13 protein-coding genes, 2 tRNA genes and 1 pseudogene are annotated in these 16,027 nt (G+C 64.0%); 14 read left to right on the top strand and 2 right to left on the bottom strand.

From position 1 onward, the window contains the following. The 4 genes and pseudogenes from GPT33_RS11005 to GPT33_RS10990 form a co-directional block, all read left to right on the top strand. Positions 1–525 (top strand): annotated as a pseudogene (locus GPT33_RS11005) (DNA repair exonuclease); the annotation flags it as partial. Continuing rightward, positions 522–4,064: a YhaN family protein gene (locus tag GPT33_RS11000; RefSeq protein WP_296808676.1), complete on the top strand. Its 3,543-nt coding sequence runs from the start codon at positions 522–524 to the stop codon at positions 4,062–4,064. The pseudogene GPT33_RS11005 and the gene GPT33_RS11000, both read left to right, overlap by 4 nt. A gap of 170 nt (positions 4,065–4,234) precedes the next feature. Further along, positions 4,235–4,477: a BolA/IbaG family iron-sulfur metabolism protein gene (locus GPT33_RS10995; protein WP_296808674.1), complete on the top strand. Its 243-nt coding sequence runs from the start codon at positions 4,235–4,237 to the stop codon at positions 4,475–4,477. A gap of 94 nt (positions 4,478–4,571) precedes the next feature. Then, on the top strand, positions 4,572–4,811 hold the full coding sequence (locus tag GPT33_RS10990) for an acetyltransferase (RefSeq protein WP_296808671.1): 240 nt from the start codon (positions 4,572–4,574) through the stop codon (positions 4,809–4,811). A 126-nt stretch (positions 4,812–4,937) separates the two neighbouring features. On the opposite strand, the gene GPT33_RS10985 is transcribed toward GPT33_RS10990, so the two are convergent. Together GPT33_RS10985 and GPT33_RS10980 are read right to left on the bottom strand one after the other, a co-directional pair. Further along, positions 4,938–5,951 (bottom strand): YhdH/YhfP family quinone oxidoreductase, encoded by a 1,014-nt coding sequence (locus tag GPT33_RS10985; protein WP_296808668.1) that lies wholly within the window; start codon positions 5,949–5,951, stop codon positions 4,938–4,940. A 201-nt stretch (positions 5,952–6,152) separates the two neighbouring features. Next, positions 6,153–7,676, bottom strand: coding sequence for a fumarate hydratase (locus GPT33_RS10980; RefSeq protein ID WP_296808666.1), 1,524 nt, complete (start codon positions 7,674–7,676; stop codon positions 6,153–6,155). A 289-nt stretch (positions 7,677–7,965) separates the two neighbouring features. Between GPT33_RS10980 and GPT33_RS10975 the strand changes: the two genes are divergently transcribed. The 10 genes from GPT33_RS10975 (at position 7,966) to GPT33_RS10930 (ending at position 15,833) form a co-directional block, all read left to right on the top strand. After that, positions 7,966–8,042 (top strand) — tRNA-Val (locus GPT33_RS10975). Between the two features lie 125 nt (positions 8,043–8,167). After that, the gene (gene thrS / locus GPT33_RS10970) at positions 8,168–10,087 is read left to right on the top strand and encodes a threonine--tRNA ligase (protein ID WP_296808663.1); all 1,920 of its coding nucleotides are present in this window, start codon (positions 8,168–8,170) and stop codon (positions 10,085–10,087) included. A 58-nt stretch (positions 10,088–10,145) separates the two neighbouring features. Next, positions 10,146–10,679, top strand: a complete 534-nt coding sequence (gene infC / locus GPT33_RS10965; RefSeq protein WP_040731927.1) for a translation initiation factor IF-3 — start codon at positions 10,146–10,148, stop codon at positions 10,677–10,679. A gap of 151 nt (positions 10,680–10,830) precedes the next feature. Continuing rightward, positions 10,831–11,028, top strand: coding sequence for a 50S ribosomal protein L35 (rpmI, locus tag GPT33_RS10960; protein ID WP_007194184.1), 198 nt, complete (start codon positions 10,831–10,833; stop codon positions 11,026–11,028). Between the two features lie 36 nt (positions 11,029–11,064). Next, positions 11,065–11,421, top strand: coding sequence for a 50S ribosomal protein L20 (gene rplT / locus GPT33_RS10955; RefSeq protein ID WP_007194183.1), 357 nt, complete (start codon positions 11,065–11,067; stop codon positions 11,419–11,421). Positions 11,422–11,537: 116 nt separating this feature from the next. Then, positions 11,538–12,569 carry a phenylalanine--tRNA ligase subunit alpha gene (pheS, locus tag GPT33_RS10950; protein WP_296808661.1) on the top strand — a complete coding sequence of 344 codons (1,032 nt, stop codon included), beginning with the start codon at positions 11,538–11,540 and terminating at the stop codon, positions 12,567–12,569. A gap of 112 nt (positions 12,570–12,681) precedes the next feature. Beyond that, positions 12,682–15,060 carry a phenylalanine--tRNA ligase subunit beta gene (pheT, locus tag GPT33_RS10945; RefSeq protein WP_296808658.1) on the top strand — a complete coding sequence of 793 codons (2,379 nt, stop codon included), beginning with the start codon at positions 12,682–12,684 and terminating at the stop codon, positions 15,058–15,060. Between the two features lie 4 nt (positions 15,061–15,064). Further along, positions 15,065–15,364, top strand: a complete 300-nt coding sequence (gene ihfA, locus GPT33_RS10940) for an integration host factor subunit alpha (RefSeq protein WP_007194180.1) — start codon at positions 15,065–15,067, stop codon at positions 15,362–15,364. Further along, positions 15,345–15,719, top strand: a complete 375-nt coding sequence (locus GPT33_RS10935) for a MerR family transcriptional regulator (RefSeq protein WP_007194179.1) — start codon at positions 15,345–15,347, stop codon at positions 15,717–15,719. Before ihfA ends, GPT33_RS10935 begins: the two co-directional genes overlap by 20 nt. A gap of 37 nt (positions 15,720–15,756) precedes the next feature. Continuing rightward, a tRNA-Pro gene (locus GPT33_RS10930) sits at positions 15,757–15,833 on the top strand. The last annotated feature ends 194 nt before the right edge of the window (positions 15,834–16,027 follow it).

Below are 16,027 nucleotides of genomic sequence, written 5' to 3'. Positions count from 1 at the left end.
ACCTGTTCGGTCGATGTGACCGACGTGCGCAGCCTCGACCAGATCTTCCCGCTCGTCGAGCACGCGCTTGCCGATGCGTCGGACGCGGCCGAGGGCCGTCTTCTCGCGACACGCCTGCGTCTGACCGGACGCAGTCCGATCCATCCGCGCCTGCACGCCGAGCACGAGCGCTTGGTCAACGAGTGTCGGGCTTTGGTCTCTTCCACCGGCTTGGCGGATATCTGGATCGAGAAGCAGGTCGTGGAGACGCATCCGTCGGCGCCGGCCTCCGAACCGTCGCGCGAGGATGCCTTCGGAGGCCTGTTGCGCACCATCCACGCCTTGGAGGTCGACGGCGAGCGTCTCTCCGCCCTGAGCGAGGAGGTTGCGGCGCTGGCCCTCAAGCTGCCGCCCGCCTTGCGCGGCGGCGATGATCCGTTGAATCCATCGGACCCCGAGTATCTGTCTGCCTGCCTCGAGGACGTGAAGGTACTCCTGGTGGAGCGGGTGCGCGGGCAAGGTAGCGTCCCGGAGAGCGAAGAATGAAGATCCTGGAGCTGGACCTGCGCGCGTTCGGTCCCTTCACCGACCGCCGTCTCGATCTGAGCGGCGGCTGCGAGGGCCTGCACCTGGTTTTCGGCCCCAACGAGGCGGGAAAAAGCTCGGCCCTTCGCGCACTGCGCGGCTTGCTCTTCGGGATCCACGAGCGCACCCGTGATGATTTCCGACACGGCAAGCAGGAGCTGCGTCTCGGCGGGCGTCTGCGCAACCGCAACGGCGAGGAGCTTGCGTTCCTGCGACGCAAGGGTCGCAAGAGCACCCTGCTGGATCCGGACGGAAAGGCGATCGGCGAGGATGCGCTCTTGCCCTTCCTGGGCGAGGTGGACGACGGCCTGTTCGAGCGCCTCTTCGGGATCGATTACGAGAGCCTGGTCGACGGCGGCCAAACCCTGCTCGAAGAGCGGGGCAGGGAGGCCGAGGCGCTGTTCGGGACCGCGCTCGGCGCCACCGCGATTCATCGGGTTCTGGATCGACTCGATCAAGAGGCCAACGCACTCTTTCTGCCGCGCGCATCCAAGCCGCGGATCAACGCCTTGATCGGGGAGCTCGGCGAGACCGAGCGGCGCGTGCGCGATGCGAGCCTTTCGGTGCGTGAGTGGGAGCAGGCCAAGGCGTCGCTCGATCGGACAATTCGCGAGCTGGCGGCGATGGACACGGAGATTGCGCAGATGACGCTCGAGCGCAGCCGGCTCGAACGCATTCGGCGCACGCTCCCGGATCTGGTGCGCATGGCCCGGCTGCAGGAGCAGTTGGAGGGGATCGGAGCCGTGCCCGTGCTTGCCGAGGATTTCGCGACGCGCCGCGAGGCGGCGGTTGCCAAACTGGCCCGTGCCGCCGAGGCCCGGGCCAATGCACAACACCGGCTCGACGGCTTGCGCGTGCTCATTGGCGAGCTGAGCGATGCGGTATCGGACGATCTGCTTCGTGAGTCCGAGTCGATCGATGACCTACGCGAGCGGTTCGGCAGCCATCGCAAGGCCGCGCAGGATCGCACCGAGCTGGTTGCCGAGCTGGCGCGCCGAGAGTCCGAGGCGAGCGCGCTGCTGCAGCAGGTGCGGCCGGACCTCGCGCGCGATCCTGCGTCTGTCGATGTGAATCGACTGACGCCGCTGCTTGCGCGCAGACGACGCGCGACCGAGCTCGGCGCCCGCAAGGCCGCCGTGATCAACGCGCTCGCCAAAATCCGGGCCGATCTCGCCGAGACGCAAGAGCGCCTCGGGTTGCGCACCGCGGCGCTTGCCGAGCTGCCCGCAGCGGTCGTTTCGACCGATCTGCGCAACGCGCTCGATGCCGCTCGCCGCGCGGGAGACCTGGATCAAACGCTCGTCGAGGAACGGCAGGCGCTGGCGGCTCAACACAAGGCGTGCGAGCAGGGGCTGTCCGCACTCGGTCTCTGGTCGAACGGGTTGGCCGATCTGCTCGCCGCACCGCTGCCGGACGAGGAGAGTCTGCGCCGTTTCGCGGATGAGACCCGTGCGCTGAACGAGCAACGTCAGGCCTTGGCTTCGAAACGATCGAAGGTGGGCGATGAGCGTCTGCAGTGCGAAGAGGCTTTGCGGGTGCTGGAGCTGAGCGGCTCGGTGCCGTCCGAGGATGATCTGATGCAGTCCCGTGCGCATCGCGATCGGGGCTGGTCGCTCGTGAAGCGGGCATGGCTCGCCGGCGAGGATGTCGGCGCCGAGGCACGGCTGTACCACGCCGAGGCACCTCTTGCGGATGCCTTCGAGGGCGCGTTGACCGGGGCCGACGAGATCTCCGATCGGCTGCGTCGCGAGGCCGGGCGCGTTCATGACCGGGCGACGACCCGGGCGCGACTGGAGGTCGTGCAGCAGGAGCTTGACGAGACCGAGCGCGCGCTGACCGAGCTGACCTTGTCTGGCACCCGGTCCGAGGAGGCATGGCATCGGCTCTGGTCGACCTGCGGCCTGACCCCGCTGCCGCCGCCCGAGATGTTGCCCTGGCTTGCGCGCGCCACGCGGCTTCGCGAGCGGATCCTCCAGGCCGAGGAGCTGCGCGAGCGCATCGAGATCCGCGAGGCAGTGCGGGCATCGCATCGCGCGGTGCTCCTGGGTGCACTCGGTACCTCGGACGCGATCGTCGACCCTGGATCCCCGGCACTCGCCAGGCCAGAGCTCGGCGGGCTCATCGGGTTGGCCGAGGGGCGACTGCGCGCTGCGGAGGAGGTTGAGCGTGCGCGTCTTGCGCTGGAGCATGAGGTCGCGGAGCTGCAGGGGCGTGCTCGACACCTGAGCCGCGAGCTGTCGGATGCAGAGACCGCGCATGCCGCATGGCAGGCGGACTGGACCGCTCTCATGACCGAACTCGGGCTTGCGCCGGATGCCGGCCCCGGCGAGGTCTCGGACGATCTTCAAGCGATCGCGGATGCGGCGGCGAAGGTCGAGGCCGGGGCGCTCTTGAGGACACGCATCGCGGGCATCGATCGGGATGCCGATGCCTTCGTTGCGCAGACCCGCGACTGTCTCGGTCGGCTCGCGGTCGATCTTCTGGACCGTCCGGTGGAGGAGTCGATCTTGATGCTGCATGCCCGGCTCGACGAGCAACGCGCCGTCAAGACGCGTCTCGATGAGCTGCGTGCACAGGCGAGTCGCACCGAGGAGGAGATTCGCGAGTCGGAGACGGCAATCGCGGCGGCCGATCGCGTCCTCGCCGATCTCTGTCGTCAGGCCGCCTGCGATGCGCCGGAGCAATTGCCGCTGATCGAGGAGCGCGCCCGCGACCGACGGCGAGTCGCCGCCGAGCTTGCGGATGTCGAGCGCGCACTCATGCGTGCCGGTGACGGCCTCGGAATCGAGGCACTCGCACACGAGGCGGCCGCCGTCGATCAGGATCGGGTGGTCATGCGGCTGGCCGAGATCGACGCGCGCCTCGAGCAGGAGCTGCGTCCCGCGCACCGAGCGCTGATCGAGGAGAAGGCCGACGCCGACCGTACACTCAAGGCAATGGGCGGGGAGGGCACCGCCGCCGCGCTCGCCGAGGAGGCCCAACAGCTCCTCGCCGGCATCCGCACCCATGCCGAGCAGTATGTCCGGCTCAAGCTGGCGGCGCGCATTCTGCGCGACGAGATCGAGCGCTTCCGCCGCCAAAACAGCGACCCGATCCTCGGGCGCACCAGTCGCTATTTCGCGCGCCTGACCTGCGACGCCTTCAGTGCGGTCGAGACCGACTTCGACGAGGCCGACCAGCCCGTCCTGGTCGGTCTGCGCAACAGCGGCGAGCGACTGCGTGTTGAGGCGATGAGCACGGGTACCCGCGATCAGCTCTATCTGGCGCTGCGCCTAGCCAACCTGGAGCACTATCTCCAGGGCGCCGAGCCGATGCCGTTCGTCGTCGACGACATCCTCATCCAGTTCGACGACGAGCGCGCGCTTGCCACGCTCGCGACGCTGGCGGACTTCTCGGCCAAGACGCAGGTGATCCTCTTCACGCACCACGGCCGCGACATCGCGCAGGCCAGACAGCTCGATCCGAGCCAAGAGCGGGTTTGGATCCACCATTTGGGGTAGTGCGCACAGGCCCGTTCGCGGGTCCGGCGGAGCGTTGTCCGTGCCGTGTGGCCGGCTCCCCATGCTTGCCCCGGGGGTGCAAAGCCCTATTTAATGGAAATGGTGGCGAGCACGGGACCGCGCCAGCTCGCCGGGGCGTCAACAGGAATCGAGGCTATCAGGAGCTAACGTTGGAAATCGAAGCAGTCGCACAACTCATCCGCCAAGGCATCCCCGGCGCGGAGGTCCAGGTCTCCGGAGACGGGAGCCATTTCGACGCCATCGTCGTCAGCGAGGTCTTCGAGGGCCTCACGCCGATCAAGAAGCAGCGTCTGGTGATGGAGACCGTCAAGCCGCAGATCGCGAGCGGGGAGCTGCATGCCTTGTCGATCAAGACCCTGACGCCGGCACAAGCCGCCGAGCACGTCGGCTGAGATAAATCGGAGGGCATTGCCGGACCTTGTCAAGGGTCGACCCGGTGTCATACTTGAAGACGACGGATCAACCCCTTGCGCAGGAGGACAAGCCATGTTTCTAAAACATCGCACGACCGGCAAGATGATCGAGGTTCTGAGTCAACGGGACCTGTTCAATCCGATGCACCCGAAGATCGTCGGGCGTTATCACTATGGTGAAGAGGCCCAAGAGCCGGAGACGTTCGAGAAGGCCGAGCTGATGTTCATCTCGGACGAGTTGCTGCCGCGCTGTTGGACCGACAGCCATTATCGCGACGACGAGATTCACCACTACTACAAGAAGGCGTCCTGATCGGGCGCAGGCCGGCCCGAGTCGCATACTCGGGCCGTTTTCTTTGCGCCGTCGTTTGGTTGTGGCTCGCACGGGGGTTGGCGCGGGGAGGATGGGTTTCGCGTCGCTCTACCCATCCTACGGCCCTTAGCCGCTGTTCCTGTCGGATGGGGGCGCGATCTCCACGAGGATCCGCCCATGCGTCTTCCCCGCGAGGATGTCTTCGAAGACGCCGGGTAGCCCGTCGAGATCGACGGTGCCGCCGAGCAGCGCCTTCAGGTCGGCCGGGCGCCAGTCGCTCGCCAGATGCCCCCACAGTTCGGTGCGCAGCGCCTGCGCGACATCCACCGAGTTGCAGCCGAGCAGACTCACCCCACGCAGGATAAAGGGCATGACAGTGGTCTCGAGCAGATGGCCGCCGGCCAGCCCGATGCTGGCGATGTTCCCGTTCGGGACCGTGGTGCGTGTGATCTGCGCCAGGGTCTCGCCGCCGACATTGTCGATCGCACCGCCCCAGAGGGCCTTTTCCAACGGCCGCTTCGCATCGGCCAGTGCATCACGCCCGATGATACGAGCGGCGCCGATCGCCTTCAGCCAGTCCTCGAGCTCCGGTTTGCCCGAGAGCGCGACGGCCTCGTAGCCGAGTCGGGCCAGGATTGCGATCGCCATGGAGCCGACCCCGCCGCTTGCGCCCGTCACCAGGATCGGACCCATTTCGGGTCTTTGACCGTTCACCTGCATCCGGTGTACCGCCAGTGCCGCGGTGAATCCGGCGGTACCCAGGATCATGGTCGAGCGCGGCTCCAGCCCGACCGGAATCGGCGTCAACCATGTCGCAGGAACGCGCAGATACTCGGCATAGCCGCCGTCGTGGTCGAAGCTTAGGCCCCAGCCCGTCGCGACGACCGCATCGCCCGCCCGATAGGCGGGGTCATTGGATTGCTCCACGATGCCGGCTGCATCGACGCCGCCGACCAGCGGGAAGGTACGCAGGATCTTGCCGCGTCCCGTCCCGGCGAGCGCATCCTTGTAGTTGACGCTCGAATGGGTGACCCGAACCAAGACCTCGCCCGTCTCGGGGGCCTGTTTCGGGAGCGCCTCGAGACCCGCTCGGTGGCCCTGCGCGTCTTGATGGATCCGGAATGCACGATAGGTTTCCACTAGATCCTCCACTAAACCGCGCCCAGCGCGGTATGCGATGTTTTTGGATGGGATTAGCCCCGGCAGGTTTGACGACCGCTGGAGCCGGCGCGGTTTAAGATATTAAAAAATAAATCATTTTAAACCGCGTTCACGTTAAGGGCCGTTGATGCACCAAACGTCGAGCTCACTCGAAAGTGAGCATCTCGCTCTGGACGCGGTTTAGATGACCTGCACTGGGATCAGCCCGATCTTGCTGCGCCACTTGGCCGGCCCGGTTTGATGAACGGATTCGCCGCGGCTGTCGACGGCCACGGTGACGGGCATGTCCTCGACCTCGAACTCGCGGATCGCCTCCATCCCGAGCTCCTCGAAGGCGATGAGTCGCGCGGATTTGATCGCCTTCGCCACCAGGAAGGCCGCGCCGCCGACGGCCATCAGATACACGGCGCCGTGCTTTTTGATGGCGTCGATCGCCGTGGGACCGCGCTCGGCCTTACCAATCATCCCGATCAGGCCGGTGTGTTCGAGCAGTTGGTCGGTGAACGTGTCCATCCGTGTGGCCGTGGTCGGTCCGGCCGGACCCACGACCTCCTCGCGCACCGGGTCGACCGGGCCGACGTAGTAGATGAATCGGTTGGTGAGATCCACACCCTCGGGCAGGCGCTCACCCCGATCCAGGAGATCGACGATGCGCTTGTGCGCGGCGTCTCGACCGGTCAGCAGTTTGCCCGAGAGCAGGAGTCGCTCGCCCGGCTGCCAGGTTGCAATCTCCTCGCGGGTCAGACCGTCGAGATTGACGCGACGTGCCCCCGCGGCCGCGTCCCAGGTGATCGCAGGCCAATCGTCCAGGCTCGGCGGAGTGAGCGCAACCGGCCCGGAGCCGTCGAGCGTGAATTCCAGATGCCGCGTCGCCGCGCAGTTCGGGATCATGGCGACCGGGAGCGAGGCGGCATGGGTCGGATAGGTCAGGATCTTCACATCCAGCACCGTGGTGAGCCCGCCGAGACCCTGCGCGCCGATGCCGAGTCCATTGACCTTCTCGTGCAGCTCCAGGCGCAGCGCTTCGATGGGGTTCGCAGGCCCGCGAGCCTTGATCTCGTGGATGTCGATGTGCTCCATCAGTGACTCCTTCGCGAGGAGCATCGCCTTCTCGGCGGACCCGCCGATGCCGATGCCGAGCATGCCCGGCGGGCACCAGCCGGCACCCATTGTCGGCACCGTTTTGAGCACCCAGTCGACCAGGCTTTCGCTCGGGTTCAGGACCGCGAACTTCGCCTTGTTCTCGGAGCCGCCGCCCTTGGCCGCCAGACGCACCTCGACGTGATCGCCGGGCACCAGCTCGACGTGCACGACGGCCGGCGTGTTGTCCCCCGTGTTCTTGCGCTCACCGATGGGGGGCGAGACCATAGATGCACGCAGCACATTATCGGGATGGCCGTAGGCCAGGCGCACGCCTGCGTCGACCATCTCCTGAATCCCTAGGGTGGTATCCCAGCGCACCTCCATGCCGATCTTCAGAAAGACCACGACCATGCCGGTGTCCTGACAGATCGGGCGGTGACCCTCCGCACACATCCGGGAATTGACCAGAATCTGGGCTATCGCATCCTTTGCGGCCGGCGATTGCTCGATTTCGTAAGCTGCAGTCAGGGCTTGGATGTAGTCGCGCGGGTGATAGTAGGAGATGAATTGCAGCGCGTCGGCGATGCTTTGGACAAAATCGGTTTCGCGGATGATGGTCATGGGTCTGCGGCGTCTCCTTCAGGACATCCACGCAGTATAACAACCCACTCGCTGCCGGCTCGGGAAGCCGTGGACGTAGGATGGGTAGAACGCAGCGAAATCCATCTTCCCGGCTCGGACGGTCCGTTTCCGACACGGGTTCAGCCTCGGCAAGCGCTCCACTTGGCGTCGTCGCTCCTTAAGACGGTCCCGATCCAATCGCTCGATCGCCCTCGGGCTGGAATCGCCACGATCAAAAAGAGCTTGGCAAAGATCGTAGGGGCCTGTACTATTCCGGGCTCGCAACGACAGGCGCGTAGCTCAGTTGGTTAGAGCACCACCTTGACATGGTGGGGGTCGTTGGTTCGAGTCCAATCGCGCCTACCAAACATCAGCCGCCAGCTCCGGCCGTTGGCCGCTTGACATTAGTCGAGCGGCACCGTGCTGGGGCTGGCGGTTTTTTCATGTGATCCCTCGTATCGATCACCACTGAGCACCTTGAAGGTTTTGTTATGCCCGTCGTGACCCTGCCGGATGGTTCCAAGCGCCAATTCGATGCCCCTGTTTCCGTTCGGGACGTCGCCGCCTCCATCGGAGCCGGCCTGGCCAAGGCGGCACTCGCCGGTCGGGTCGACGGGACGTTGGTCGATACCTCGTGCGTGATCGAGCAGGACGCGCAGCTCGCCATCGTCACGAATAAGGACGAGGAGACCGCGCTCGAGCTGCTGCGGCACGATGCCGCGCACGTCATGGCCCAAGCGGTCCAGGAGCTCTACCCGGGCACGCAGGTGACTATCGGCCCCGCCATCGAAAACGGCTTCTACTATGATTTCGCCCGCGACGAGCCCTTCACGCCCGAGGATCTCGAGGCGATCGAGGCCCGCATGCACGAGATCGTCAAGCGCGATCTGCCCATCGTGCGGGAGGTCTGGGATCGCGAGCAGGCCATCCAAGTCTTCGCCGAGCTCGGCGAGCACTACAAGGTCGAGATCATCGAGGACATCATCCCCGAGGGCGAGGCGGTCTCCGTCTATCGGCAGGGCGATTGGTTCGACGTCTGCCGCGGGCCGCATTTGCCGAGCACCGGCAAGCTCGGCAACGGGTTCAAGCTGACGAAGCTGGCGGGCGCCTACTGGCGCGGCGATTCGAAGAATCCCATGCTCCAGCGCATCTACGGCACCGCGTGGCGCGACAAGAAGGAGTTGGCGGCCTATCTGCATCGTCTGGAAGAGGCCGAGAAGCGCGACCATCGCAAGCTCGGCAAGCAGCTCGATCTCTTCCATTTCCAGGACGAAGCGCCGGGTATGGCCTTCTGGCATGCCAAGGGTCGGGTGATCTACCGCCTGGCCGAAGGCTACATGCGCGAGAAGCTCGACGAGTATGGCTACCAAGAGGTCGAGACCCCGCAGGTGCTCGATCGCTCACTCTGGGAGCGCTCCGGGCACTGGGACAAGTTCGCCGGCGGCATGTTCACGACCCATCTGGACGATCGCGACTATGCGATCAAGCCGATGAATTGTCCCGGGCATATCCAGCTTTTCAACCAGGGGCTCAAGAGCCATCGGGATCTGCCGCTGCGCATCGCCGAGTTCGGCGTGGTGCATCGCAACGAGCCCTCGGGCACCTTGCATGGACTGATGCGTGCGCGCCGATTTACCCAAGATGATGCGCATGTCTTCTGCACCGAGGAGCAGCTTCAGGACGAGGTCGCGACCCTGATCGACATGGTCTTCGAGACCTACCGCGACTTCGGCTTCGCCGAGATCGATCTGGCCCTCTCGCTGCGGCCCGAGAAGCGCGTCGGCAGCGACGAGCTCTGGGACAAGGCCGAGGCGGCGCTCGACCAGGCGCTCAAGGCCAAAGGTCTAGAGTTCAAGGTGCAGCCGGGCGAGGGCGCCTTTTATGGCCCCAAGATCGAATTCACCCTGCACGACAGCATCGGTCGCGCCTGGCAATGCGGGACCATCCAGGTGGACTTCTCGATGCCCGGACGCTTGGGTGCGCACTACATCGCCGAGGACAACAGCAAGCAGGTCCCGGTGATGATCCACCGCGCGATCTTGGGCTCGGTGGAACGGTTTATCGGTATTTTGCTCGAGCACTATGCGGGTCAATTGCCGGTTTGGTTGTCGCCGACCCAAGTGATCGTGATGAATATCACGGATCGGCAGGCGGAGTATGTCAAAGAGGTCTCTAAGACCTTGCGCGGGAAGGGCTTCCGGGCCGAGACGGACTTGAGAAACGAGAAGATCGGCTTTAAAATCCGCGAGCACACCCTGCAACGAGTACCTTACCTGCTCGTCGTCGGTGATCGGGAGGTCGAATCCCGCTCCGTTGCCGTCCGCGACCGTGCGGGCCAGGATCTCGGAATTCTTCAGCTCGATGCCTTTATCGACCGTCTGAGCGAAGAGATCGCGAACCGGACCCACTGACGCCCGGCCCGACCAACGGGCCGCGAGCGCGTCATGCGCGTCGTGTCTATCAGTGCTTTTGGAGGAACCTGCTATCGCTGCACCAAAGAGAAACCGCGTCAACAAGGAGATCAACGTACCGGAAGTACGTCTGATCGGCGCGGATGGAAACCAAGTCGGAGTCGTCAATACGCGCGAGGCATTGGAGATGGCCACGGAAGCGGGCCTCGATCTCGTCGAGATCGTTCCGACGTCGGAGCCTCCGGTGTGTCGTCTCATGGACTTCGGCAGATTTCTCTTCGACCAAAAGAAGAAGAAGAACGAAGCCAAGAAAAAGCAGAAGCAGGTTCAGATCAAGGAAGTGAAGTTTCGTCCGGGAACGGACGAAGGAGACTATCAGGTCAAACTACGCAGCCTGACGCGTTTCCTCAACGAAGGGGATAAGGGCAAGGTCACCATGCGGTTTCGCGGGCGCGAGCATGCGCACCGGGAGCTCGGTCTAGAGCTTTTGAAGCGGATCGAAAACGACCTTGCAGCCCTCAGTGTCGTGGAGCAACAACCCCAAATGGAAGGACGCCAAATGGTCATGGTGCTGGGCCCCAAAAAGAAATAGCGACGCGTATCGCCAAGCCAGCGGGCGGATCACACTGAGTGTCTCGAGAAGACGGCCATCGGTCGATGTGTCCGATGTCGTCTTCCAAAAAAACCTCGGCTCGACGTGCGTCGCAATACAAACATTCGGCAAATCGCGGAGTAAAAAACCCATGCCCAAGCTGAAAACAAATCGCGGGGCGGCGAAGCGCTTTAAGCGCACTGCCTCCGGTTCGGTCAAATGCAATTCCTCTCATCGGCGTCATATCCTGACCAAGAAGAGCACCAAGCGGAAGCGCCAATTGCGTGCGCCCAAGCGGCTCCACAAGGCGGATGTGCGGGCCGCGCTGCGGATGATCCCCTACTGCTGATCGCATTGCGCTTGAACGAATTCCAGGAGTCAAAGAATGCCACGCGTTAAACGGGGTGTTACCGCCCACGCACGTCACAAGAAGGTTCTCGATCAGGCCAAGGGGTACTATGGTGCCCGCAGTAAGGTCTATCGTGTCGCCAAGCAGGCCGTCATCAAGGCCGGTCAATATGCCTACCGCGATCGCCGCCAGAAGAAGCGCCAATTCCGTGCGCTCTGGATTGCGCGTATCAACGCTGCCGCTCGCGAAAACGGACTCTCCTACAGCCGGTTTATCGACGGGCTGAAGAAGGTCGGGGTCGAGGTCGACCGCAAGGTGCTCGCCGACATCGCCTACCACGACAGCGTTGCCTTCGCCGCGCTGGCCGAACAAGCGAAGACCGCACTGGCCTAAGCTGTTTCCTTTCTCGCCCGGGTTTCACGGCGATACAAGAGGGAAAGGCCCCGGTCTTTCCCTTTTTCGTTTCACGGCCTCGCGGCGGACCAGACACCCAGCCGGAAGACTCGACTATGGCTGAACACACCGGACTCGGTCTCGCGGCTCTGCAAACCGCGGCGCTCGAAGCGATTGCGGCCGCGGCCGATCTTGCCAGTCTCGACCAAGCGCGCGTGCGCTATCTCGGCAAGAGCGGGGAGCTCACCGCGCTGCTCAAACAGCTCGGCACGCTGCCGGCGGAAGAGCGCCCCGCTGCAGGGCAGGAGATCAATCAGGCCAAGGTTGCGGTCCAGGCTGCCATCGACCAGCGCAAAATCGTTTTGGAAGAGGCATCACTCACGGCGCGCCTCGCTGCCGAGCGGATCGACGTGAGTCTGCCCGGACGGGGGCGCCGGCCCGGTGGGCTGCATCCCGTCACGCGCGCAATGCGGCGCATCGAGCGTCTGTTCGCCAACGCGGGGTTCGCCGTCGCGGAAGGGCCGGAGGTCGAAGATGCCTATCACAACTTCGAGGCGCTCAACATCCCGGAGCATCATCCCGCGCGGGCGATGCACGACACCTTCTATTTCGATGCCGAGCTGCTGCTGCGCACCCATACCTCCCCGGTCCAGATCCGGGTGATGGAGGAGCAGGCGCCGCCGCTCAAGATCATCGCGCCGGGTCGCGTTTATCGCTGCGATTCGGACCTGACCCATACGCCCATGTTCCACCAGGTCGAGGGTCTGCTGGTCGACGAGCAGGTGAGCTTCGCCGATCTCAAGGGCGTGCTCTACGACTTCTTGCGGAACTTCTTCGAGCGCGACCTGGAGCTGCGCTTCCGGCCGTCTTACTTCCCTTTTACAGAGCCTTCGGCCGAGGTCGACATCCAGTGTGTCATCTGCGGCGGCAGCGGGTGTCGGGTCTGCAAGCAAACCGGATGGCTCGAGGTGCTCGGTTGCGGCATGGTCTATCCCGAAGTCTTTCGACACGTCGGTATCGACCCCGATCGCTACCTGGGATACGCCTTCGGCATGGGGGTGGAGCGCTTGGCGATGCTTCGTTACGGAATCGACGACATCCGCTTGAATTTCGAGAACGATCTAAGATACCTGCGTCAATTTTCATGATTTTTTCTTAGAAAGATCCGGTAAGCGCTCGGTAACGGTCGTTGTACGGCGGCAATCCAATCGATCTTTGTCCCTCCCGACGGGATGAAACCAGAGTACAGGGCAGCAGCAGATGCGATTCAGCGAGGCGTGGTTGCGGGAGTGGGTGAACCCCCCGGTCGACACCCGGCAATTGGCCGACCAGCTCAGCATGGCGGGTCTCGAGGTCGACGCGGTCGAGCCCGCGGCCCCGGTCTTTAGCGGTGTCCGAATCGGCTGGGTGCAGTCCGTCGCACCCCATCCGGATGCCGAGAAGCTGCGAATCTGCCGGGTTGATCTCGGCGAGGATGCGCTTCTCCAGATCATCTGCGGGGCCGCCAACGTCGCTGAGGGCATGAAGGTCCCGGTCGCGACTGTCGGCGCCGTGCTGCCCGGCGACTTCAAGATCAAAAAGGCTAGGCTGCGGGGTGTCGAGTCCTACGGCATGATCTGCTCTGCCAAGGAGCTCGGTCTTGCCGAGTCCTCCGACGGTATCCTGCCGTTGCCGGTGGATGCGCCTGTGGGCGAAGACATCCGTGACTGGATGGCGCTCGACGACCACTGCATCGAAGTCGATCTGACCCCGGATCGTGGTGATTGTCTCAGCATTGCCGGACTCGCACGCGAGGTCGCCGTGATCAATCGTGCGCCGCTTGCAACGCCCGCGATTCAACCGGTCGAAGCCGTGCATGATCAGTCCCTGCGGGTGCAGCTCCAGGCGCCTGCCGCTTGCCCGCGCTACGTCTGCCGGGTGATCCGCAACATCGATCCGAGCGCGACCACACCCTGGTGGATGCAGGAGCGCCTGCGCCGCGGCGGGATCCGCGCCATCAGCCCGGTGGTCGACGTGACCAACTATGTCCTACTCGAGCTCGGCCAGCCGATGCACGGGTTCGATCTCGCGAAGCTCGACGGCGAGATCCGCGTGCGCATGGCGGTGGAGGGCGAGCGCATCGCCCTGCTCAATGGCGAGGAGGCGACATTGCGCGCGGACACCCTGGTGATCGCCGATGCCGGACGCGCCGTCGCGTTGGCCGGGATCATGGGCGGTGCGGAGACCGCGGTCGGTCCCGAGACCCGTGACGTGCTGCTCGAAAGCGCCTTCTTCGCGCCGCTCGCCGTCAGCGGCAAGGCGCGCTCCTACGGCCTGCACACGGATTCGTCGCATCGCTTCGAGCGCGGTGTCGACCCCGGACTCCAGGTCCGCGCGATCGAGCGTGCGACCCGACTCTTGACCGCAATCGTCGGGGGCGAGCCGGGCCCCGTCATCGAGGCGATCTCGGAGGTCGACCTACCCAAGCCTCGGACGTTGACACTCCGTCCCTCGCGTGTCGCCCAAGTCCTCGGACTCGCGCTACCTGAGGACACCGTCCTCGACATCCTGAAGCGTCTGGGCATGCACACCGAGCCGACCGCCGAAGGGTGGCTGGTCACGCCGCCGAGTGCCCGCTTCGACTTAGTTCAAGAGGTCGACCTGATCGCCGATATCGGTCGCATCTACGGTTACGATCGAATCCCGGTAAGCCACGCAAGCTCGGCATCGGTGACCGGGTCGACCCCGGAGGCGGATTTCGATCTGGATCGCGCCCGTCTGACGCTGGTCGATCGCGGCTTCCACGAAGTCATCACCTACAGTTTCGTGAGCCCGGAAATTCAGGCGTTGGTCGACCCGGAGCAGGAGGTGTTGCGCCTTGCGAACCCGCTGAGCGCCGAGCTTTCCACCATGCGCACCAGCCTCTGGCCCGGCTTGATTCAAACCGCGCGTTACAACCAGGCGCGACAACAGGAACGTGTGCGGATCTTCGAATCCGGTCTACGCTTTCGGATCGGCACCGACGGTCTAACCCAGACGCAGGGTCTCGCGGGCCTTATCACCGGGAGCCCGGATCCAGAGCAGTGGGGCCTGACGAGCCGCGCGGCCGACTTCTTCGATCTGAAGGCCGACGTCGAGGCACTGCTTGCGCTGACCGGCGCACCGGGGCGGTTCAGCTTTGTGCCCGGCACGCATCCGGCGCTGCACCCCGGTCAGACCGCGAACGTGGTATGTGACGGTCGAGCGATCGGTCTGCTCGGAATGCTTCATCCCAGCCTGGCCGCACAGCTGGACATCACGGGCGATGCCTATCTGTTCGAGTTGGACATCGCGCCCCTGAGTGTCGGGGCCCTGCCCAAGCACGCGTCCATCTCGCGCTTTCCGAGCATTCGCCGCGACATCGCGATCATCGTCGACGAGGCAGTGACTTACGCGGCGATTGCGGACTGTATTCGCGCCACGGAGACCGAGCTGCTGCGCGATTTGGTCCTGTTCGACCTCTACACCGGCAAAAACATTGAATCGGGCAGAAAAAGTCTCGCTCTTGGATTGATTTTACAGGCTTCTTCTCAGACACTTACAGATGGTGTCATTGAAGACACCGTGAGGCGGATCCTAGCCCGCCTCGCTTCGGAATTTGGCGCAAGATTGAGGGATTGACCCAATGGCATTGACCAAGGCCGATATGGCCGAGCACCTGTTCGATGAGCTTGGCCTGAACAAGCGTGAGGCCAAAGACATCGTCGAGATGTTCTTCGAGGAGATTCGCGCGGCGTTGGAGCGCGGCGAGCAGGTCAAGCTCTCCGGGTTCGGCAACTTCGATCTGCGCGAAAAGAAGGAACGTCCCGGTCGTAACCCCAAAACGGGAGAAGAGATCCCGATCACGGCGCGGCGCGTCGTGACCTTCCGTCCGGGGCAAAAGCTAAAACAGCGAGTGGAGGCCTATGCTGGAACCGACCGATAAGGGCGAGGACAACGGCCCCGGCGATCTTCCGCCGATCCCGGGAAAGCGATACTTCACCATCGGCGAGGTGAGCGAGCTCTGTGGGGTAAAACCCCACGTGCTGCGGTATTGGGAGCAGGAATTCCCTCAGCTCAAACCGGTCAAGCGACGCGGCAACCGTCGCTACTATCAGCGTCACGACGTGCTGATGGTGCGCCAGATCCGCAACCTACTCTACGAGCAGGGCTTCACGATCGGTGGTGCGCGCCTACAGCTCAGCGGCGAGGGCGCCAAGAACGACCTGAGTCAGACCCACCAGATCCTCCGCCAGATGCGCGCAGAGCTCGAAGACGTCCTTCAGCTGCTGCGACGTTGACAGTGGAAGGGCTTCAACCTACTATTGCCCGTCTTATCGGGGCGTAGCGCAGCCTGGTAGCGCACCTGAATGGGGTTCAGGTGGTCGGAGGTTCAAATCCTCTCGCCCCGACCAATAAAAACAAGCGGTTAGCTTGGAAATAAGCTAGCCGTTTTTCATTATCGGCCGAAAAATTATTTTGTAGTCGCGTCTGTAGTCGCGTGCTGGATCGGCAACCCTGCTTGACCTAACATGCGGCACTCCTGAGATCAGATGACGACAGCAGGAGTCAGCACGAATAGGCGCGTCTTGTTGTTTCCAACATTATC

The organism is Thiocapsa sp., assembly GCF_011390875.1.
Classification (GTDB): domain Bacteria; phylum Pseudomonadota; class Gammaproteobacteria; order Chromatiales; family Chromatiaceae; genus Thiocapsa.
The sequence above is the reverse complement of the archived record's forward strand: the minus strand, read 5'-3'. Positions and strand labels throughout refer to the sequence as shown.

Coding starts and splice junctions, on each gene's coding strand:
- GPT33_RS11000 (WP_296808676.1), top strand. CDS start 522: ATGAAGATCCTGGAGCTGGACCTGCGCGCGTTCGGTCCCTTCACCGAC.
- GPT33_RS10990 (WP_296808671.1), top strand. CDS start 4,572: ATGTTTCTAAAACATCGCACGACCGGCAAGATGATCGAGGTTCTGAGT.
- GPT33_RS10980 (WP_296808666.1), bottom strand. CDS start 7,676: ATGACCATCATCCGCGAAACCGATTTTGTCCAAAGCATCGCCGACGCG.
- thrS (WP_296808663.1), top strand. CDS start 8,168: ATGCCCGTCGTGACCCTGCCGGATGGTTCCAAGCGCCAATTCGATGCC.
- rpmI (WP_007194184.1), top strand. CDS start 10,831: ATGCCCAAGCTGAAAACAAATCGCGGGGCGGCGAAGCGCTTTAAGCGC.
- rplT (WP_007194183.1), top strand. CDS start 11,065: ATGCCACGCGTTAAACGGGGTGTTACCGCCCACGCACGTCACAAGAAG.
- pheS (WP_296808661.1), top strand. CDS start 11,538: ATGGCTGAACACACCGGACTCGGTCTCGCGGCTCTGCAAACCGCGGCG.
- pheT (WP_296808658.1), top strand. CDS start 12,682: ATGCGATTCAGCGAGGCGTGGTTGCGGGAGTGGGTGAACCCCCCGGTC.
- ihfA (WP_007194180.1), top strand. CDS start 15,065: ATGGCATTGACCAAGGCCGATATGGCCGAGCACCTGTTCGATGAGCTT.
- GPT33_RS10935 (WP_007194179.1), top strand. CDS start 15,345: ATGCTGGAACCGACCGATAAGGGCGAGGACAACGGCCCCGGCGATCTT.